Source organism: Bradyrhizobium sp. 33ap4 (assembly GCF_032654765.1).
Classification (GTDB): Bacteria; Pseudomonadota; Alphaproteobacteria; order Rhizobiales; family Xanthobacteraceae; genus Bradyrhizobium; species Bradyrhizobium australafricanum.
Genome location: NZ_JAUMTJ010000011.1, coordinates 133,711 through 154,167 on the forward strand (window position 1 = coordinate 133,711; position 20,457 = coordinate 154,167).

The 20,457-nt window shown below is 64.2% G+C and carries 18 protein-coding genes; 14 read left to right on the top strand and 4 right to left on the bottom strand.

Annotated features, from left to right (window positions below; all coding sequences use genetic code 11):
- On the top strand, nucleotides 1–234 hold the full coding sequence (locus Q2M23_RS11145; RefSeq protein WP_316395558.1) for a DUF6894 family protein: 234 nt from the start codon (nucleotides 1–3) through the stop codon (nucleotides 232–234).
- A 9-nt stretch (nucleotides 235–243) separates the two neighbouring features.
- On the top strand, nucleotides 244–423 hold the full coding sequence (locus Q2M23_RS11150) for a hypothetical protein (RefSeq protein WP_316395559.1): 180 nt from the start codon (nucleotides 244–246) through the stop codon (nucleotides 421–423).
- Nucleotides 424–435: 12 nt separating this feature from the next.
- Here the strand turns inward: Q2M23_RS11150 and Q2M23_RS11155 are convergent, their stop codons facing one another.
- Nucleotides 436–1,368, bottom strand: coding sequence for an AraC family transcriptional regulator (locus Q2M23_RS11155; protein ID WP_316395560.1), 933 nt, complete (start codon nucleotides 1,366–1,368; stop codon nucleotides 436–438).
- 369 nt (nucleotides 1,369–1,737) lie between these two features.
- On the opposite strand from Q2M23_RS11155, the gene Q2M23_RS11160 reads away from it, so the two are divergent.
- From Q2M23_RS11160 to Q2M23_RS11185, 6 genes are all read left to right on the top strand, one after another.
- On the top strand, nucleotides 1,738–2,664 hold the full coding sequence (locus tag Q2M23_RS11160) for an AraC family transcriptional regulator (RefSeq protein WP_316395584.1): 927 nt from the start codon (nucleotides 1,738–1,740) through the stop codon (nucleotides 2,662–2,664).
- Nucleotides 2,665–2,795: 131 nt separating this feature from the next.
- On the top strand, nucleotides 2,796–3,131 hold the full coding sequence (locus Q2M23_RS11165) for a hypothetical protein (RefSeq protein WP_316395561.1): 336 nt from the start codon (nucleotides 2,796–2,798) through the stop codon (nucleotides 3,129–3,131).
- 115 nt (nucleotides 3,132–3,246) lie between these two features.
- Complete coding sequence (locus tag Q2M23_RS11170; RefSeq protein ID WP_316395562.1) at nucleotides 3,247–4,449, top strand: NAD(P)/FAD-dependent oxidoreductase; 1,203 nt, start codon at nucleotides 3,247–3,249, stop codon at nucleotides 4,447–4,449.
- Between the two features lie 336 nt (nucleotides 4,450–4,785).
- On the top strand, nucleotides 4,786–7,047 hold the full coding sequence (locus Q2M23_RS11175; protein ID WP_410469712.1) for a TonB-dependent siderophore receptor: 2,262 nt from the start codon (nucleotides 4,786–4,788) through the stop codon (nucleotides 7,045–7,047).
- A gap of 110 nt (nucleotides 7,048–7,157) precedes the next feature.
- Entirely contained in the window at nucleotides 7,158–8,321 is a 1,164-nt protein-coding gene (locus Q2M23_RS11180) for a PepSY-associated TM helix domain-containing protein (RefSeq protein WP_316395564.1), read from the top strand.
- 7 nt (nucleotides 8,322–8,328) lie between these two features.
- Nucleotides 8,329–8,511: a hypothetical protein gene (locus Q2M23_RS11185; protein WP_316395565.1), complete on the top strand. Its 183-nt coding sequence runs from the start codon at nucleotides 8,329–8,331 to the stop codon at nucleotides 8,509–8,511.
- Between the two features lie 190 nt (nucleotides 8,512–8,701).
- Here Q2M23_RS11185 and Q2M23_RS11190 read toward each other — a convergent pair whose 3' ends face one another.
- Nucleotides 8,702–10,477, bottom strand: coding sequence for an adenylate/guanylate cyclase domain-containing protein (locus tag Q2M23_RS11190; protein ID WP_316395566.1), 1,776 nt, complete (start codon nucleotides 10,475–10,477; stop codon nucleotides 8,702–8,704).
- A 185-nt stretch (nucleotides 10,478–10,662) separates the two neighbouring features.
- Between Q2M23_RS11190 and Q2M23_RS11195 the strand changes: the two genes are divergently transcribed.
- Nucleotides 10,663–11,781: an IS630 family transposase gene (locus Q2M23_RS11195; RefSeq protein WP_141343495.1), complete on the top strand. Its 1,119-nt coding sequence runs from the start codon at nucleotides 10,663–10,665 to the stop codon at nucleotides 11,779–11,781.
- Here Q2M23_RS11195 and Q2M23_RS11200 read toward each other — a convergent pair.
- Nucleotides 11,778–12,575: an N-formylglutamate amidohydrolase gene (locus Q2M23_RS11200; protein ID WP_316395568.1), complete on the bottom strand. Its 798-nt coding sequence runs from the start codon at nucleotides 12,573–12,575 to the stop codon at nucleotides 11,778–11,780. The two genes, Q2M23_RS11195 and Q2M23_RS11200, sit on opposite strands and share 4 nt — an antisense overlap.
- A gap of 104 nt (nucleotides 12,576–12,679) precedes the next feature.
- Between Q2M23_RS11200 and Q2M23_RS11205 the strand changes: the two genes are divergently transcribed.
- The 3 genes from Q2M23_RS11205 (at nucleotide 12,680) to Q2M23_RS11215 (ending at nucleotide 14,902) form a co-directional block, all read left to right on the top strand.
- Nucleotides 12,680–13,579, top strand: a complete 900-nt coding sequence (locus Q2M23_RS11205) for a transglutaminase N-terminal domain-containing protein (protein ID WP_168855223.1) — start codon at nucleotides 12,680–12,682, stop codon at nucleotides 13,577–13,579.
- Between the two features lie 2 nt (nucleotides 13,580–13,581).
- Nucleotides 13,582–14,394 (top strand): transglutaminase-like domain-containing protein, encoded by an 813-nt coding sequence (locus Q2M23_RS11210; RefSeq protein ID WP_229193082.1) that lies wholly within the window; start codon nucleotides 13,582–13,584, stop codon nucleotides 14,392–14,394.
- A gap of 109 nt (nucleotides 14,395–14,503) precedes the next feature.
- Complete coding sequence (locus Q2M23_RS11215; protein WP_316395585.1) at nucleotides 14,504–14,902, top strand: gamma-glutamylcyclotransferase family protein; 399 nt, start codon at nucleotides 14,504–14,506, stop codon at nucleotides 14,900–14,902.
- Nucleotides 14,903–15,057: 155 nt separating this feature from the next.
- Here the strand turns inward: Q2M23_RS11215 and Q2M23_RS11220 are convergent, their stop codons facing one another.
- A complete protein-coding gene (locus Q2M23_RS11220) occupies nucleotides 15,058–15,612 on the bottom strand; it encodes a chlorite dismutase family protein (RefSeq protein ID WP_076827947.1) in 555 nt (184 codons plus the stop codon).
- Nucleotides 15,613–15,822: 210 nt separating this feature from the next.
- Here Q2M23_RS11220 and dnaG point away from each other — a divergent pair, with 210 nt between their 5' ends.
- Nucleotides 15,823–17,844: a DNA primase gene (dnaG, locus tag Q2M23_RS11225; protein ID WP_316395570.1), complete on the top strand. Its 2,022-nt coding sequence runs from the start codon at nucleotides 15,823–15,825 to the stop codon at nucleotides 17,842–17,844.
- Between the two features lie 366 nt (nucleotides 17,845–18,210).
- Nucleotides 18,211–20,343, top strand: coding sequence for an RNA polymerase sigma factor RpoD (rpoD, locus tag Q2M23_RS11230; RefSeq protein WP_057018061.1), 2,133 nt, complete (start codon nucleotides 18,211–18,213; stop codon nucleotides 20,341–20,343).
- The last annotated feature ends 114 nt before the right edge of the window (nucleotides 20,344–20,457 follow it).

A 20,457-nucleotide genomic window follows, 5' to 3' on the forward strand; every position in this document is an offset into this window, starting at 1 on the left:
ATGACCCAGGTCTTTTTCCATTGCTCGACCACGTACGGGGTGCTGATGGATCGCCGCGGCACCTCGGTGACAAGCCTCTCGGAGGCCTGCGAGGCGGCGACGTGCATGATGCGATCGCTGGTCGCAACGGTCAGCCTGGAAGACTGGCGCGACTGGGTCGTGCATGTCAGCGACGAGTCCGGCGAGGAGATCGTGATCCTGTCCTTCGCATCCGTGCTCGGCAAGCCGCACTGAGAGGGTGCCATGCTGTCACCGCACGCATCATTGCTCTCTCTGCACGACAGCTGGAACGCGATTACGGCGGGCTTGCAGGATCTGATCGCGCGAATTCGCGATCCCTACCGGCCCGAGCTGCACTACATGCGCGGACCGGGTCCCAAATGGCATGCGAAGCACGCCGTTCAAGCTGCGCCCGCCGGTTGAGCGCGGCGCTGTTCAGCTCTCGCTTCTCGCCGGGCGGTACATCTCGCGCCGCCACGCCGCCGGGCTGACGCCGACCACGGCGGAAAACACCCGCGTGAAGTGGCTTTGATTGGCAAAGCCGGCCGAAATCGCGATCTCGGACAGCGACAGGTCGCGCGCGGCCATCAGCTGCTTGGCCACCTTCAGGCGCTGCTGAAGCAGCCATTGGTGCGGTGGCAGGCCGGTGGAGATGTGGAAGGCGCGCGAAAAATGGCCGACCGACAGATCGAGCTCGGCCGCAATCTGCTTCAGCGAAATCTTCCCGCTGAGGTCGGATTCGAGCTTTTCGCAGGCGCGGTTGATCTGCCAGGCGGCGAGGCCGCCACGGGTCGGTCCGGTCGGATGTTGTATTCCGTCATAGGTCCGGGTGACGTGCGCGGTCAGCGCCAGCATCATGTGATCGATGAACAGCTGGTTGGTTTCGTCCGGCCGGTGCAATCCCTCGCGCAGCAGCGCCCCGACATGACGAATGACGCCGTCGTCGTGACCGGTGCCGATTTCGCAGGCCAGTTCGCCGATGCGCGGCGAGCCGGTCTGTTCGGCGAAGTCAGTGAGCGCCGAGCGCGGCAGATAGAAGAACAGCGAGTGGAACGGCTTGTCGATCACGTAGCGCGGATCGCGTTTGAGATCGTAGAGATAGGTCGCGCCCGCCGGGATGTCCCGCTTCATGAGGCACTTGCCGCCCTCCCACAATTCGCAGTCCGGATAATCGTGCAGCTTCAGGCTGACCAGAAAGGCATCCTCGGCGGTGAGCGATCCGGACAGCCCGGGCACCGGGTTGTCGTCCCGGGTTTCGGTGACCGCGAGTTCGGCGCTGCGCAGCGTGCGCGTGATCAGCGCCGGCGGCGTATCCCTCAGGCGTAGGAATTGCCCGAGCCGCTGCCCGTAGGCGCCCGCCTGTGCCATGCGTGTTGAGTCCATCATTGATGTGCGGCCGGGCAGGGACTTGTCAGTCAACCTGCGAAGCCGTCACTCATTATCCGGGATTGCTGCGGCGCAGTCCAATTGTCTCAGGCGATCATGAACGATGCTGCCGGTCGTTCAGCGCAATGCGATTCCGGAATGAATTCAACTGCTTTGGTCCAATCGACCGTGCCGGACGCAGAAATGTCGCAGCCGCGCGCTTGGCGCAGAATTGGGCAAAGCATGGCCGTTTCAGGAAAGACATTCGAACTGCGCGGCGCTTAGGTCCGGCGGGCAGTTCCGCGCCTCATGGGTCCGACAGACCGGCCCGCAAGGAGGGAGCGCATGAGCCTTCAAACGCGAGCACAGGTGATGAGTAAGCCGATCCTGCACGATCCTTTGCGGGATTCGCCCGCCGCATCCGAAGCGCGGCCGGCCGAGGCACCGGCCGGTCCGCGCTGCCCGGCCGGCCAGGAGATGGCCCGCGTGCTCAAGACGCAGCCGCTTCGCATGGCGGCCGACCCGTCGAGCGGCGCGATCGCCTATTGGAAGCATGACGCCCTGCACGACGTGGTCAGGCCGATGGTCGACCATGTCGTCATGAGCTATCCCGCCGGCTCGCAGCGGCTGGAGCGGCGGACCGGCAGGGTGGCTTCGATCGGAACGGCGCGGTCCGGGGTCGTGACGATCATTCCGGCCGGCTCGAGCTCGCGCTGGGATATCCACCAGTCGGTACACGTCGTTCAGCTCTATCTTCCGCATGCGACGCTGGCGCGCGTCGCCGGCGAGGCCGACACCGCCGCTCCCGGCGATCTGCTGGAGCGCACCGGGCATCCCGATCCAATTACATCGCGGTTGCTGCTGAGCGCCGCTGATGCGCTCGATGGCAGCGCGGCGCTGGATGCGCTGTTCCGGCAGCAACTGACGGATCTCTTGGCCACGCGCCTGCTGTCGGCGCATGCCGGCGTGCCTGCTACGGTGCAGGCGACCGTGGGCGGTCTGGCGCCGACCGCGCTGCGCCGCGCCATCGAGCGGTTGCGCTTCGCGGCGCTGGCGACGGACGCCGGCCTGTCGCGCTTTCACTTCTGCCGCGCCTTCAAGGAAAGCACCGGGCTCTCGCCGCATGCCTGGTTGCGCCAGCACCGGCTCGAGCAGGCCATGAACATGCTGCGCGACACCGACGCATCCGTGGTCTCGATCGCGGCGGCGCTCGGCTACAGTTCGCAGACCGCGTTCGCGGCCGCGTTCAGGAAGCTGACCGGCGAAACCCCGAGCGATTGGCGGCGGCGCCTGCGGTAGAGCGTTTTCGAGCAAAGAACCGAAAATGCTCTAGCCGCAATCGCTCTTCAGGTCGGGCAATCGCTCTGGGGCACTCATAAGGCCAATTCGCTAGATCACCGTGGCGCCCACGCCAACAACGGAGACAAGCGATGGCCTGGAAGGATTTCGGTAGCTCCCTTGCAGTCACGCGGCGACGCCGGGTCCTCGCGACTGCACTGATGTACGGGCTTACGCTCACCGTCCGCTTCACGTCGGCAACCGGCGAGGATGCCGATGCGCCGGCGCAGGCCGCTCAGGGCGCCGATGCCATGACGTCGGTGATGATCAGCGACGCCGCCCAGGCGCTCTACCGGGACTGGCTCCCGGGGGCCGCGCTGCCGATCGGCCTTCAGCATGGAGCGCTGTCGGGCGCGAGAGGCTGCCGCGCAGCCTGCATGCCCGGGGCGCGTACGCCGTTCCTGTCGAGCTGCGCCGCCCGGCAATAGGCGCTCGCTTTTCGTTTCACCTCTTCGCGTCGCCGATCGCGAGGCTTCGCCGCAAGCGGCAGGCAGCGGCGGCAACGCGCGGACATCAGAGACTGCCAACCCAGAGGAGATACCCATGCGAATTGTCATCATCGGCGCCGGCTTTGCCGGCATGTACGCCGCGCTCTCCGCAGCCCGCCTGCGCGACATCAAGGGCGTTTCGCCCGAGGAGCTCGAGATCGCGCTGGTCGCGCCGGAGCCGACCCTGGTGGTGCGCCCGCGGCTCTACGAGCCGAAGCCGGAGACACTGACCGCGCCGCTGCTCGACGTCTTCAACGCGATCGACGTCGTCTATGTGCAGGGCAGCGCCGAAGCCGTCGACACCAAGGCCCGCACCGTGCAGATCGTCACCGCCAAGGACGCGCGCAAGACGCTGCCTTATGATCGCCTTGTGGTGGCGACCGGCAGCCGGCTGTTCCGTCCGAACGTACCCGGTCTCGCCGAGCATGGCTTCAGCGTCGACAATCTTGCGGATGCGATCGCGCTCGATCGCCATCTGCACGACCTCGCCAGGCAGCCGGCATCAGTGGCACGCGACACCGTGGTCGTTGCCGGCGGCGGCTTCACCGGCATCGAGGCGGCGACCGAGATGCCGGCGCGGCTCCGGGACATTCTCGGCAGCGACGCCAAGCCGCGCGTCGTGATCGTCGATCGCAACGTGGCGATCGCGCCCGACATGGGCGAGGGCCCGCGCCCGATCATCGAGGACGCGATGCGCAAGCTCGGCGTCGAAGGCCGCTTCGGCGCCGGCGTCGTCGAGGTCAGCAAGTCCGGCGTCACGCTCTCCAGCGGCGAGCATATCGAGGCCGCGACCGTGGTCTGGGCGGCGGGCATTCGCGCCGCGCCGCTGACCACGCAGATCCCGGCGGAGCGCGACAATTTCGGCCGGCTGCTGGTCGATCGCGATCTGCGCGTACCGTCGGTCGCGGGTGTGTTCGCCACCGGCGATGCGGCGCGTGCCGCATGCGACGATGTCGGCAATTACGCGCTGATGTCGTGCCAGCACGCGACGCGGATGGGCGCCTTTGCCGGCAACGCCGCGGCCGAGCTGCTCGGTGTCCCGACCAGGCCGTATCACCAGAAGGCCTATGTCACCTGCCTCGACCTCGGCGAGGCCGGTGCGCTGTTCACCCGCGGCTGGGAGCGCAAGGTCGAGATGGTCGGCGATGTGGCCAAGAAGACCAAGCGGGAGATCAACACCGTCTGGATCTATCCGCCGCGCGCCGAGCGTGCCGCGGCGCTGGCATCGGCCGATCCGGAGCACGTCACCGAAGTCTGACGCTGAGCTCGGCGAGAGCACCGCAACTGCGATCATCGCTTCCGCGCACGGCGTCGTTCGATCGCTGTGCGCGGAACTGACTCGAAGTATCGCGGAGCGAAACGCAGTTTAGAATCGTCCTTAGAAGCGCTCGAAAAATCTGAGGCGCATTGACGCAGTTTCGCTGCGTTCACGTTGCGAGCTCGCAACACCATCGGCGATAAGCCCAACACTGGATGTGTTCTAATCACCGATCAGCTGCGTACGTCTTTCATCGTGTTAGTGACGGCGAGGATGAAGGCGATGTGAGTTGACGGGGGTCGGATGTTTCGTCGCACTGCGCTGGCGGCCGGGTACATGGCCGGCAGCGGTTTGTTCGTGCTGAGTGTGGTGATGCCGCGAGAAAGCGTTGCGCAATCGGCGCTGCCGCCGGTGACGGTCGAGGCGCCGAAACAACAGCAGCAGGCGCGGCGAACGCTGCCGGCGCGACGCGCGGCGCGTCCTGCACGTACGACGCCGCGATCGATCGCGAACCGGGCGCCCGCGCAGAACGTTCCAGCACCGGGGGCAGGTGGCGGCGGAGAGCGCGGCAACGGGCCGGTCACCGGCTATCTCGCCAGCCAGAGCGTCACCGCAACCAAGACCGACAGCCCGGTGCTGACGACGCCGCAGTCGATCTCGATCGTCACCCAGGATCAGATCCAGGCGCAGGGTGCGCAGAACATCACCGAAGCGCTGCGCTACACGCCCGGCGTGACGATCGAGAGTTTTGGCGCCAACGCGTTCTTCGACGAGTTCAAGCTGCGGGGGTTCACCGCGCCGCGCTATCTCGACGGGCTGCGGCTGCCGACCGACACCACGACCTTCGCGGTCCCGCGCATCGAGACCTATGGTCTCGAGCGCATCGAGGTCCTGAAGGGGCCATCATCCGGCCTGTACGGACAGTCCGATCCGGGCGGCCTGTTGAACCTGGTCAGCAAGCGGCCCACCGAGACGCCGCATTACGAGATCGAGGGCAGCTTCGGCTCGTTCGATCGCTTCCAGGGCGCCTTCGATATCGGTGGCCCGGCCGACAAGGACGGCCGGTTCCTTTACCGCATCGTCGGCCTTGGCCGCGACAGCAACAGCCAGACCGACTTCGTTCAGGACAACAAGCTGTTCCTCGCGCCGAGCTTCACCTGGCGCCCGACCTACGACACCAGCTTCACCGTGCTCTCGCAGTACCAGAAGGTCGACAACAAGGGTTACCAGCAATACGTCCCGGGACAGGTGTCCTTCCTGCCCAACCCCAACGGACATATTCCCTACAGTCGTTACCTCGGCGAGCCCGGGCTGGATGGCTATCATCTCGAGCAGTTCGCGGTCGGCTACGCGTTCGAGCATCGCTTCGACAACATCTTCCAGTTCCGGCAAAACCTCCGCTACACCCAGGTCAGCAACGACCTCGCATCGGTGCGGACCGAGGGCATGGTGACGGATCGTCTGGTCGCGCGCACCTACAACTACGTCAAGGCCAACGCCGCCAATGTCGCGCTCGACAATCAGCTGCAGGCGGATTTCGCCACCGGGCCGCTGGTCCACAAGGTGCTGGCCGGCGTCGACTACTTCGATCTGTGGGCGAACACGGACTATCGCACGACGCCGATTGCGCCGATCGATGCCTATAGCCCGGTCTACGGCACCGCCGTTCCGTTAGCCAGCTCGCTGGCGCCTTTCATTCTGCGCGACGACAGGCAGTCGCAGCTCGGCGCCTATCTGCAGGATCAGATCAAGCTCGATCGCTGGACGCTGACCATGAGCGGCCGCCAGGACTGGGTCAGCTCCGGCTTCACCAGCATGGCGTTCTATCCGCCGGCCGGCCATTATTCGCGCGATGACTCGGCGCAAACCGGGCGCATCGGCCTGAGCTACCTGTTCGATATCGGCCTCGCGCCCTATGTCAGCTACGGGACCTCGTTCACGCCCAACCTCGGCGCCGACAGCGCCGGCCGGTCGTTCAGGCCGACGACGGGCGAGGGCGCGGAAGTCGGCGTCAAGTTCAAGCCGAACGGCTCGAACTTCATGGTGACGGCCGCGGCGTTCGATATCCGTCAGCAGGACGTATTGACGGCCGATCCGTTAAACCCGCTGTTCAACGTGCAGACCGATGCCGTGCGCGTCCGCGGCCTCGAGCTCGAGCTGAAGGGCAATCTCACGCGCGAGCTCGAGATCACGGCGGGATACACCCATCTCGACCCGCGGGTGACGACGAGCATTGCCGGCTATGCCGGCAAGTACATGATGAACACGGCGCAGGACCAGGTCGCGGTCTGGGGCAAGTATAGCTGGTATGACGGCGCGCTCGCGGGCCTTGGGCTCGGCCTCGGCGTGCGCTATGTCGGCGAGACCTACGGCGACAACTTCAATACCTTTGTCATTCCCTCCTATGCCTTGCTCGATGCGTCGGTCAGCTACGACTTCGCCTATCTGCGGCCGGACCTGAGGGGATGGAAGGCGCAGGTCAACGTCACCAACCTGACCGACCACTTCTACGTTGCATCCTGCCTGACCGGGCTTCCCTATTGCGGCCTCAGTAATGGCCGCACGGTGCTGGGCACGATGAAGTACACCTGGAACTAAAGCATGATCCGGAAAAGTGCTAAGCGGTTTTCCGAAAAGATCATGCTTCAACAAGAGGCTAAAGCTCGATGACGATCCAACCTGATCCCATCGCGCTTTAGGTAACGAAATTGACTGCGACGACCAGATCCTTGCGGCGATGGGGCGCTGTTCATAAATGGACCAGCCTCATCTGCACGCTGTTCATGCTGCTGCTCTGCATCACCGGCCTGCCGCTGATCTTCCACGAGCAGATCGACGATCTCCTGCACAGCCAGGTCAAGCCGGCCGACGTGCCGCCAGGCACGCCGCCGGCCAATCTGGACCGTCTGCTCTTCAACGCGCTGGCGCAGGCGCCCGGGAAGGTGCCTCACTTCCTGATCTGGGATCGCGACGATCCGAGCGCGATGTTCGTCAGCGTCGGCCCGACCATCGATGCCGATCCGACCAATAATTTGCTGATCCGGATGGACACCCATACCGGCGCCTATCTCGATGCGCCCGACGTGACCGGCCGCTTCACCTACATCATGTTGAAGCTGCACACCGACATGTTCGCGGGCCTGCCCGGCAAGCTGTTCCTCGGATTGATGGGGATCCTGTTCTGCGTCGCGATCATCTCCGGCATCGTGGTCTATGCGCCGTCGATGCGGAAACTGCGTTTCGGCGCCTATCGCGCGCAACGGACCCGCGTCGTGCGCTGGCTCGACGTCCATAATCTCGCGGGCATCCTGCTCGTCGCCTGGACGCTGGTCGTCGGCTTCACCGGGGTCATCAACACCTGGGCCGATCTCGTGCTCAAGATGTGGCAGTTCGGCCAGCTCGCCGAAATGACCGCCCAGTACAAGGACCGGCCGGTGCCGTCGAAGCTGACCTCGCTGAATGCGGCGGTCGAAGTGGCCACCCATGCGGTGCCCGGCATGACGCCGAGCTTCGTCGCCTACCCGGGAACCCTGTTCAGCAGCAAGAGTCATTATGCGGTGTTCCTGCACGGCGATACGCCGCTGACCTCGCGGCTGCTCAAGCCGGCGCTGATCGACGCAGAAACCGGCAAGCTGACCGACACAAGGGACATGCCCTGGTATGTGACGACCCTGTTCGTCTCGCAGCCGCTGCATTTCGGCGACTATGGCGGCATGCCGCTCAAGATCGTCTGGGCGCTGCTCGACATCCTGACCATCCTCATCCTCGTGACCGGCGTGTATCTGTGGATGCGTCGCCGCAAGGCCGGCGTGAGCCAGGAACGCGCGATCGCCAACGCCGCCTCCCTCGACAACCCCGCATTATCGTCGTGACGTCAGCATGGTCTCGCATCGTTCATTGACCCAGATCTTCGCCGTCCCGCTCGTCATCGCGATCGTGAGCACGGTCGGATTGATCAGCGCGCTGGTCGGCGACGGCTGGTGGGATGCGGTCTCGTGGGCCGGGCTCGGCCTGCCTGTGCTGCTCTATCTGGTGTTCATCTGGCGGCGCCAGCCGAATTGATCGGGTTCGCCTGATCGCGCCTCGAACCGGCCGGGCAATCAGCAAAGCCGGTCCAATCGGAATATGCCGATCCCTGCGGTGTCTCATCCGCGGAGATGCGCAAGAAGCCGAACGAGCAATCGAATAGCAGTCGCGGCCGCGCAGGTGTCTGGCGTGTGGCGTCGCGCCGGCATTGTAAGATGACAGGTCTTCACTCCGGGAGCCCCGCCATGCGTAGCGGATTGACCAATGCATCCAGGTCGCCTTGTCGGCGATACGGAAGCAGCCTGGCCCAGCGGGCCAGGCTGAAATTGGGGTGGCCCGCCAGCAAGTCGCTTGAGATCATGCGCGCTTCATCTTGCCGGCCGAGATTCCAAAGCGCCGCTATGAGTGTCGACTGCGCGGTCAGCCAGAACGGCCGCTGCCTCAGAACGCGGGAGGCTATATCGTGCGCCGCCGCGAAATCTCCGAGATGAAATCTTGCGCGCGCTTCGTCCACCATGGATTCGTTGCGCTCAATCGGACTGAGCCGTTGGGCGTGTTCCTCGTAGAGGACGGCTTTTCGGAAATTGCCGGCGTAGCCGTGGTACATGCCCGCCATGTGATGGGCGTCAGAGCTGCTGGGAGCGAGGCTGATCGCGGTTTCTCCTGCTGCCACGGCCTCATCATGACGGCGTTGATAGGTACGAACATAGCCGATCACCAGGTATGCTTCCCCGAAGCTGGGGTCGGCGGCGAGAGCCCGATCAGCGCAGCCCAGTGCGGCTTGATACGCTTCATTTTCATCCTTGATCCAACCGAAGCGCGCCTGGTCAGTCAGGGTCAGACCCAACAAGTAGAGCGCAGGCATAAACGAGCCGTTGATCTCGAGCGCCTGTTCAAAGAGCTTCCGGGCCTGTGCGTGAGTTTGCCTTGCGAAATGAACGTACAGGGCGCGTCCCTTTAAGACATACTCATAAGCCAGCGGACTGCCCGAGCGCTTTCTCCACACCCTCGCGCGTTCGCCGACCGTCAACTGGACCTCAAGCGCTTCGACGATCTCTTGCGTAATTCGGTCCTGGAGATCGAACACGTCGTCCAGGTCTCCGTCAAAGCGATCCGCCCAGAGATGACCGCCGTCTCGACCATCAATCAACTGCGCCGTCAACCTGATGCGATTGCCGATCTTTCGAACGCTCCCCTCCAGCAGATAACGAGCACCCAGGATCTGCCCGATTTCGCGAATGTCCCGGTTCTGCCCCTTGAACGCGAAGCTCGAGTTGCGAGCTATCACCATCAATTCCTGAATCTTTGACAGGGTCGTAAGGACGTCTTCCGCGATCCCATCCGCGAAATACTCCTGCTCGTTGTCTCCGCTCATGTTCTGAAACGGCAGCACCGCGATGGAGGGCTTTCCCGAAAGCGGGCGCATGTGATGCGATTCGGCGGGAGTTGGATGGCGCTCAGGCGAAGGTCTGGCGCCAATCTTCATTCGCCAGGCGCGGATCGGTTCAGTGATGTTTTTCAGATTCTGTTGGCCCATGTCTTCGAAGGCTGCATCGACCTTGCCCCGGATCTGCCGGTAGGCGTCGTCGGACAGGCATATGCCGCCCGGGTCCGCGATGTTCTCCAGCCGCGCGGCGATGTTGACGCCGTCGCCGAAGATGTCGTCGTTGTCGATGATGATGTCGCCGACGTGAATGCCGATGCGAAATTCGATCCGCTGCTGTTGCGGTGCGGATGCGTTAAGCTCCGCCATCCTGCTCTGGACTTCTACAGAGCTGCGCATTGCATCGACGGCGCTGCCGAATTCGACCAGCATGCCGTCGCCGGTCGTTTTGACGATGCGGCCGCGATGAGCGGCGATCGTTGGATCAATGAGATTCTTTCTGGCCGCCTTGAGCCGCGCGAGCGTGCCTTCCTCGTCCGTTCCCATCAGGCGAGTGTAGCCGGCGACATCTGCCGCCAGCACTGCTGCCAGTCGCCTTTCCACTCGCTCGGGCGCCACGGACTACCCTAACTTGGAAGTTCAACCCAGCCAATTAAAGCACGTCGAGCCGCCTTCGGGCTAGAGGCCACGCCCTGGCTGACCGTCAGTCGCTAGTGTCCCGAGTCACAAGTTCGCAATCATAGATTCGCAGTAGATTCGCGTCGCTGTGCCAAGGATGGAGGCAAACAGCGGCGGAGTCTCCAATGGCGGTCCAGCAACTTGCCCCCCTGATATTGAGTGATGATGAGCGGGCTGAACTGACGTCGCTGACGATGCGGCGGAAGACGGCTCAGGCGCTGGCTCTGAGAGCCCGGATCGTGCTGACCTGTGCGGAAGGTGGTCAGAACACGGAAGTGGCGGTCAAGCTCGGGCTGGACCGGCAGACCGTAGGCAAGTGGCGGCGGCGCTTTATGGCACAGCGTGTGGCCGGGCTGCACGACGAGCCGCGTTCCGGCGCGCCGCGCACGATTGACGATGCCCGCATCGAAGCCGTGATCGTGAGGACGTTGGAGAGTTGCCCTGAGAACGCCACTCATTGGAGCTCCCGCGACATGGCCAAGACCAGCGGCCTATCGGTATCGACGGTCCAACGCATCTGGCGGGCCTTCGGGCTCCAGCCGCACCGGATGGAGACGTTCAAGCTCTCGACCGATCCGAACTTCGTGGCCAAAGTGCGCGATGTCGTGGGCCTCTACGTCTCACCACCCGAGCACGCCATCGTTCTGTGTGTGGATGAGAAGTCCCAAATCCAGGCGCTGGACCGCAGCCAGCCGTTGCTGCCGATGCGTCCCGGCCAGGCGGCCCGAAGGAGCCATGACTACAAAAGGCATGGCACCACATCGTTGTTCGCCGCCCTCGATATTGCGACGGGACGGGTCATCGGCAAATGCTACGGGCGCCACCGCACCGCCGAGTTCCGCAAGTTCCTTGACGAGATCGAGGCTGCCGTACCGCGCGAACTCGACGTCCATCTCGTCATGGACAATTACGTCACGCACAAGACCCCAATGATCCGGAGATGGCTCGCCAAAAGGCCGCGTTGGCACGTGCACCTGACCCCGACCAGTTCGTCATGGCTCAACCAAGTCGAGCGCTTCTTCGCGCTCCTCACCGATAAGAAGATCAGGCGCGGCGTCTATCGCAGCGTAGCCGCCCTCAGGGCGGACATCGCCTCGTTCATCGAACGACACAACGCCGATCCAAAACCGTTCCGATGGACCAAATCCGCCGATGATATCCTTGCTTCCATCGAGCGCTTCTGCCGTTACAATGCCCCGGCAAAACAAGCCCCGATGTTGCGAACTTCTGGTTCAGGACACTAGATCAGCGCTTCCGTGCGCAGCGTCGCCTCGATCTCGCCGAGGATGCGCGCCAGCCGTTCGGCCCACGCGGTCTCGCCGGCCTGGTCGGAGATCAGGTCCTGGCGGATCTCGATGCCCGAGTTCATCAGGCCGCGTGCCTCGCCATGCACGGGGATCGTGTAGTCGGTCTCGTCGCTGACCGCATAGGGCTCGTTGTCGCCGACCACGAGATCGCCCTCGGCGCGCAGATGCTTCAGCAGCAGCGGCGGCAGCACCGTGTCGCGGTGGTAGAGCGTGCCGATGTGCCAGGGTCGCGCGATGCCGGCGTAGATCGGCGTGAAGCTGTGCAGCGACACCAGCAGCGTCGGCAGGCCCCGACGCGCGCGCGCGTCGATGATCTCGTCGATGCGTTTGTGATAGGGATCGAAGATCTGCGCGTGGCGCATCTCGGCGGCCTCGCGCGACAGGCCTTCATTGCCCGGCACCGTGGTGGCCTCGCTGATCAGCGGGATCGAGCTTGCGACATGCGGCGGACGGTTGCAGTCGATCACGAGCCGCGAATAGCGCTGCGCGATCAAATGCGCGCCGAGCCGGTCCGAGAGGCGGGTTGCGACGCCGGCGATGCCGATGTCCCAGGCGATGTGCCGCACGAGTTCGTCTTCGGGCAGGCCGAGATCGCCGAGCGGAGAGGGAATCAGCCTGCCGTAGTGGTCGCAGGTGAACAGGAACGGCGAGCGGCCGCCGGCATTGTGTTCAAGAACCGGTGAAGCGTCGGTGCTCGCGAGCAGGAACGATGGACCGCCTCCGTAATTCAAGGGCTTTTTTCCTCAACTTTGCCTATTCAGGCGGCATGCTGATCTGGAATCGGGCAGCTTTCTCTATAGATTATGCAGCCCGAAATCACGATGATTGTTTGAAGATGCCGCTGCTGACTATTCATCACAAGACCGTTTATCGCTACGCGCGCCCGGTGGCGTTCGGTGAGCACCGCATCATGCTGCGCCCCCGTGACGGCCATGATCTGCGCGTGCTCGACAGCGCACTTGTGATCGATCCACAGCCGATGTCGCTGCGCTGGATCCACGACGTGTTCGGCAACAGCATGGCGATCGCCGCCTTCGACGAGCGCGCCGACATGCTGTCCTTCGTCTCGACCGCGACGGTGGAGCACAATCCGGCCGATACGTTTGCGCTGACGCCGGACGATCCCGCCTATTTCTATCCGTTCCTCTACGACGATGAGGAATTCCCCGACCTGCAGCAGTTCATTACGCCGCAATATGGCGACCCGAACGGTGAGCTGTCGGCCTGGGCGCGGCGCTTCCTCGATGTCGAGGCGCCGACGCCGACTTTCAAGATCCTGAGCGGCATGACCCACGGCATCCGCGAGGCGTTCAGCTATCGCAAGCGCTATGAGCAGGGCACCCAACATCCGCTCGACACGCTGCGCACGCAGTCCGGCACCTGCCGCGACTATGCGCTGTTCATGATCGAGGCGCTGCGCCGGCTCGGCGTCGCCGCGCGCTTCGTCTCCGGCTATCTCGCCATGCCGCCCGGCAGCGCGCACGGCTATGTCGGCGGCGGCTCGACCCATGCCTGGGTGCAGGTCTATCTGCCGAGCGCGGGCTGGATCGAGTTCGATCCGACCAACGGCATCGTTGGCACGCGCGATCTGATCCGCGTCGCGGTGGCGCGCGACCCGCGCCAGGCGATCCCGCTGCACGGCGTCTATCTCGGCGCGGCGGACGCCTTTCTCGGCATGGATGTCGACATCAAGGTGGTCTCGGTCGGCGAGAACGCGGAGCAGGAGACGGCCTGACGATGCAGATCAAGGTCGGCTTCGAGATCACCTACACGGCGGCGCAGCCGACCCCGATGGTGATCATGCTGTCGATCCATCCGTCGCGCTACGCTGACATCGTCGGCACGGAGCGCCTTTCGACCGAACCGGACGTGCCGATCGGCCTCTATCGCGACGGCTTTGGCAATGTCTGCGGGCGGCTCGTTGCCCCCAGCGGTGGCGTCACCTTCCGCGGCAGCGCGCTGGTGCGCGATTCCGGACTGCCTGACATCGTCAATCCGGCTGGACAGCAGCTGCCGGTCGAGCAATTGCCGGACGACATGCTGCTCTATCTGATGCCGAGCCGCTATTGCGAGACCGACAAGCTGACCGATGTCGCCTGGTCGCTGTTCGGCAACACACCGCAGGGCTGGGCGCGGGTGCAGGCGATCACCGATTTCGTGCACCACCACGTGACGTTCGGCTATCAGCACGCCCATCACATGAAGTCGGCGCACGACGTCTATGAAAGCCGCGCCGGCGTCTGCCGCGACTTCGCGCATCTGGCGCTCACCTTCTGCCGCTGCATGGGCATTCCGGCACGCTACTGCACCGGCTATCTCGGCGACATCGGCGTGCCGCCGGACCCGGCGCCGATGGATTTCTCCGGCTGGTTCGAGGTCTATCTGTCGGGCCAGTGGTACACCTTCGATGCCCGCCACAACACGCCGCGGATCGGCCGCATCCTGATGGCGACCGGCCGCGACGCCGCCGACGTCGCCCTCACCACGAGCTTCGGCCGCATGACGCTGACGAAGTTCGTCGTGGTGACGGACGAGGTGGCGGCGGCCTAGCGTCCCCCGGGATTTTCTGTCATTCCGGGATGGTGCGTTGGCACCAGACCCGGAATCTCGAGATTCCGGGTCTGGTCCTTCGGACCATCCCGGAATGACAACTGAACCTATGACCTCCGATATTCTTTTCGTCTACGGCACGCTGATGCGCGGCTTCGACCATCCGATGGCGAAGCTGCTCGCGGGCAATGCCGAATTCCTCGGGCCGGCGCAGTGCCGCGGCCGGCTCTATCTGGTGAAGCATTATCCGGGCCTCGTGGTGTCGGACGATCCGGCGGACATCGTGCATGGTGAGCTGTTCCGCTTGCGGGAGCGTGAGGCCATGCTGCGTGAATTCGACATGTACGAAGCCTGCGGCGAAGGCTTTCCGCCGCCGACCGAATATGTCCGCGAGATGCTTGCCGTCACGCTCGCCGACGGCAATGTGAGCGAGGCGTGGACCTATCTCTACAACTGGCCGGTCACCGAGCTGCCGCGGATCGCGTCAGGAAAATTCCTCGAGCATTAGCGCTCGGACGTACCGCATGTTTCGTCATGCGCGGGCTTGACCCGGGCATCCATCTCACTTCGCAATAGTCATTCTCTTGATGGATTGCCGGGTCATAGGCGAGCGGAAGCGACGCCGTCATTCTGACGGCTGTGCCGGCCACCACGAAAGAGAAGTCAATCCTCCCGCACCACGCGGATGTCGACCTCGCGCTCGACATAGCTCCATTCCTCGGTCGCGCGCAGCATGCCGACCAGTTCGTCGAACAAGGTGACGTGGTCGGGGGCGAATTCGAACCAGGTCAGGAAGTCGAAGGGCATGCCGAGGTCGCGCGAATGAAACAGCTGGCGGGCGATTGCGGGGAGGAATTTCAGGGTGCCTTCGATGTGGTGCGACTTGTCCTCGAAGATCTTGCGGCGCTCCTCCTGCGTGAGCTCCCACCACGCCGCGGATTTCCGGATCGGGATCAGCGCCGCGTGCGTTGCCTCGCTGCGGCCGAGCCCGGCCTGCACGGCCAAGAGCTTCTCGCGCTCCTCCTTCTCGGTGTAGCGCAGATGGCTGGCGACGCCGGCTAGCCGCCAGGAGGTCTGCGCCGGCAGCAGCGGCAGCGCGATCGATTCGCTCGCAACGATCGACAACGCCGCGACCTTCGGCAGCGTCTCGCCCTTCACCCGCGTGATGGACGTGACCTGCCAGCCGCCGCTCTGTCCGCCTCTGAATGTCGTGAACATGGCCTATCCAATCCCGGAAGCGGGGAGGGGGCAAGCTTGCCGCACAGGCTCTCCACCGTGGATTTGGGGGTAACCCGCTCGACGGAGCCGCGACGGGCCAGACCTGTGAATAGCCCGGAAAAGCCCCACATTGTTCGGCATGGCGGGCCGTGCCGCTATATGGCTAACCGGTTGTCCGCGATTCGCCGCCCGAGCCCAAAATCCTGACTGATGCGTTTCACGCCCGAATTCCTCGATGAGCTGCGCGCCCGGCTTCCGGTCTCGGAAGTCGTGGGCAGGCGCGTCAAGCTCAAGAAGGCCGGCCGGGAGTGGAAGGGGCTGTCGCCGTTCCAGCAGGAAAAGACGCCGTCGTTCTTCGTCAACGACCAGAAGCAGGCCTGGTTCGACTTCTCGTCCGGGCTGAATGGCAACATCTTCGACTTCCTGATGAAGACCGAGGGCGTGACTTTCCCCGAGGCGGTGGAACGTCTCGCCGCGATGGCGGGTGTCCCGCTGCCGGCGGTGACGCCCGATGCCGCGCGACACGAGCAGCACCGCCGCACCCTGCACGACGTGATGGAACTGGCGACCAAGTTCTTCGCCGACACGCTGGCTTCGCGGGGCGGCGCCAAGGCGCGCGGCTATCTTGCCGACCGCGCCATCTCGCCGGCGACCCAGCTCCAGTTCCGGATGGGCTATGCGCCGCCGGATCGCTTCGCGCTGAAGGAGCATCTCGGCGCACTAGGTATCTCCAGCGACGACATGGTAGAGGCCGGGCTTCTGGTGTCCGGCGAGGACAAGCCGGTGCCGTTCGATCGCTTCCGCGACCGCGTCATGTTCCCGATCACGGATGCCCGCGGCCGCGTCATCGCATTCGGCGGGCGTGCGCTCGAAAAGGACGTTCCGGCAAAGTACCTGAACTCGCCGGAAACCACGCTGTTTCACAAGGGCGACAATCTCTACAATCTGTTCACCGCGCGGCAGGCCGCGCATGACGGCGCGCAACTGATCGTCGTCGAGGGCTATGTCGACGTCATCGCCATGGTCACGTCGGGCTTTCCCGGCGCCGTCGCGCCGCTTGGCACCGCGCTGACCGAGAACCAGCTCGGCCTGCTCTGGAAGATGGTCGACGAGCCGATCCTCTGCTTCGACGGCGACCGCGCCGGACAGAAGGCGGCTTATCGTGCTGCCGACCTTGCATTGCCGCAGCTCAAGCCGGGCAAGAGCCTGCGGATTGCGCTGCTGCCGGAAGGGCAGGACCCCGACGATCTCGCCCGCTCCGGCGGCCGCGGCGCGATCGAGGACGTGATCTCGGCCGCGCGTCCGCTCGCCGAAATGATCTGGTCGCGCGAGATCGAGGGCGGCAATTTCGATACGCCCGAGCGCCGCGCCGCGCTGGAGGCGCGGATCGGCGAGCTCACCAATGGCATCCGTGACGAGGTGGTGCGCCGCTATTACCGGCAGGACCTGCAGGAGCGGCTGCAGCGCAATTTTGCGCCCGAGGGCGGACGCGGCGGTTATGGCCGCGGCGGCTACGGAAGGGGCAATTTCGGCGGCGGCCGCGGCGGCGAATCACCCCGCCAGTTTGTCCCCCGGGGACCTGCCCAAAACGGCCGACAGGGAGGCCCGCAGGGCGGCCGGTTCGGTGCCACCCCCGGGATTTCACGGGGTCCCTATCAGGCCGCCAGCCCCCAATTGGCCAACAGCCCGATCATGCGCGGCCAGCGCAGCGCGATCTCGCGCCGCGAGGCCCTGATCCTGCAGTCGCTGATCAACCACCCTTGGCTGCTGCACGACCATCTCGAGGAGGTGGCGGCGCTGGAGCTCGCCCATCCCGAGGCCCACAAGCTCAGGGCCGCCATCATCGCCGCCTTTGCCCACGACCATCACCATTCCCCCGACGCCGAGGAGCAGGCCGAGAAGATGCGGGCCGACCTCGAAGCGGGCGGATTATCCTTGATTCTTCAAAGGGTTGAGCGGGCGATCACAACCCAGGCGGTGTGGGGCGCGCAGATCGGCGCGGCGCGCGAGGATGTTTTATCAACCTGGCGTCAACTCGTTGCCTTGCATCAGAAAACCCACGCCTTACTTAGGGAAAGAAAAGATGCGGAAGCGGCTTTGGCTGAAGACTCCAGCGAGGCCAATCTGGCATGGTTGCAGGATATCCAGGCCCGGATGGCAGAAGCCGACGGGACCGAAGCCCTGATTGAAGGGTTCGGCGAATTATCGGGCCGGTTCCAGCGTAATGTCTGATAACAAAAATGCTGCGGACGGCGCTGGCCGCACCCGCAAAAAGACTCGCCAAATCCATGGTTTGGCTGCAAAAACAGGGTTAAGCGAAACTTAATAGCTACCGTAGCATTTTCAGGCGAAGTGGTTCCCGGTTCGCCGTCAGAAAATGCGTCAGATCTAGATCTGTCGCGTCTTCCGATCGTAAAACCGGTATCCACTTTTACGGAAGACGCGACGGGCTATTGCAGATTGGAAACCGTCGAGACGGATGACAGGGGTGGCGAGATATTGCGCCGCCCTTTGTGCGTCGAGAGAGTAAATCTAGATTTCGTGCGGATGCGCGTGCGTGGCGCCATTTTGCATGACCGCGTTTCGGGAGCTTAGTGAATGGCCACCAAGGCAAAGACGCTGCAGGTTAAGGACAAGGAAAAAGACGACAAGGCAGCGGATGCTCCTGAGAAGGATGCCGCTGACGCGCCGTCGCCGTTGCTCGACCTGTCGGATGCCGCGGTGAAGAAGATGATCAAGCAGGCCAAGAAGCGCGGCTTCGTGACCTTCGATCAGCTCAACGAAGTGCTGCCCTCCGATACGACGTCGCCCGAACAGATCGAAGACATCATGTCGATGCTGTCAGACATGGGCATCAACGTCACCGAGGCCGACGACAGCGAGGGCGAGGACGAGAAGGACGACGGCGACGACGAGACCGATAACGAACTCGTCGAGGTCACGCAGAAGGCCGTCACCGAGGTCAAGAAGTCGGAGCCCGGCGAGCGCACCGACGATCCCGTGCGCATGTATCTGCGCGAGATGGGCACCGTCGAGCTGCTCTCCCGCGAAGGCGAAATCGCGATTGCAAAACGCATCGAGGCCGGCCGCGAGGCGATGATCGCGGGCCTCTGCGAAAGCCCGCTGACCTTCCAGGCCATCATCATCTGGCGCGATGAGCTCAACGAAGGGAAGATCTTCCTCCGCGACATCATCGATCTCGAAGCCACCTATGCCGGCCCCGAGTCCAAGGGCGGCATCAATCCGAACCTGATCGGCAACAACGGCGCCGAGGGTGCCGCCGCTGAGGGCAATGGCGGCGACGCGCAGGCCGGTGCGCCGGCCCATGTCGCGCCGCCGGCAGCGCCGCCGTCGCCGACCCCGTTCCGCGCCGCGCCCGCCGGTGGCGAAGCCGCCACCGAGGAGAAGGATCCCGCCGAGGCCGCCGCCGAAGGCGACATGGACGACGACGAGTTCGAGAACCAGATGTCGCTCGCCGCCATCGAGGCCGAGCTGAAGCCGAAGGTGGTCGAGACCTTCGACAAGATCGCGTCCGAGTACAAGAAGCTGCGCCGCCTGCAGGAGCAGGACATCGCCAACCAGCTGCAGAGCGAGTCGCTGTCGCCCTCGCAGGAGCGCAAGTACAAGAAGCTGAAGGACGAGATCATCGTCGAGGTGAAGTCGCTGCGCCTCAACCAGGCCCGCATCGATTCGCTGGTCGAGCAGCTCTACGACATCAACAAGAAGCTGGTCTCGTTCGAGGGCCGCCTGCTGCGCCTCGGCGACAGCCACGGCGTCGCGCGCGAGGACTTCCTGCGCAACTACCAGGGCTCCGAGCTCGACCCCCGCTGGCTCAACCGCGTCTCCAAGCTGTCGGCCAAGGGCTGGAAGAACTTCGTCCATCACGAGAAGGACCGCATCAAGGACCTGCGCCACGAGATCCAGTCGCTGGCGGCGCTCACCGGGCTCGAGATCGGCGAATTCCGCAAGATCGTGCACGGCGTGCAGAAGGGCGAGCGCGAGGCCCGTCAGGCCAAGAAGGAGATGGTGGAAGCCAACCTCCGGCTCGTGATCTCGATCGCCAAGAAGTACACCAACCGCGGCCTGCAATTCCTCGACCTGATCCAGGAAGGCAATATCGGCCTGATGAAGGCGGTCGATAAGTTCGAATATCGCCGCGGCTACAAGTTCTCGACCTACGCCACCTGGTGGATCCGGCAGGCGATCACCCGCTCGATCGCCGACCAGGCCCGCACCATCCGCATTCCCGTGCACATGATCGAGACGATCAACAAGATCGTCCGCACCTCGCGCCAGATGCTGAACGAGATCGGCCGCGAGCCGACCCCGGAAGAACTCGCCGAGAAGCTCGGCATGCCGCTCGAGAAGGTGCGCAAGGTCCTCAAGATCGCCAAGGAGCCGCTGTCGCTCGAAACGCCTGTGGGCGATGAAGAGGATTCGCATCTCGGCGATTTCATCGAGGACAAGAACGCGATCCTGCCGATCGACGCCGCGATCCAGTCCAACCTGCGCGAGACCACGACGCGCGTGCTGGCCTCGCTCACCCCGCGCGAGGAGCGCGTGCTGCGCATGCGCTTCGGCATCGGCATGAACACCGACCACACGCTGGAAGAAGTCGGCCAGCAGTTCTCGGTCACCCGCGAGCGCATCCGCCAGATCGAAGCCAAGGCGCTGCGCAAGCTGAAGCACCCGTCGCGGTCGCGGAAGCTGCGGAGCTTCCTGGACAACTAATATTTCCGATTGTCATTGCCGGACTCGACCCGGCAATCCATCGAGACAACAACGGCGGGCCTGGGCCCGCCGTTTTCATTTTGATCCGTCTCCGACGTCATTGCGAGGAGATTG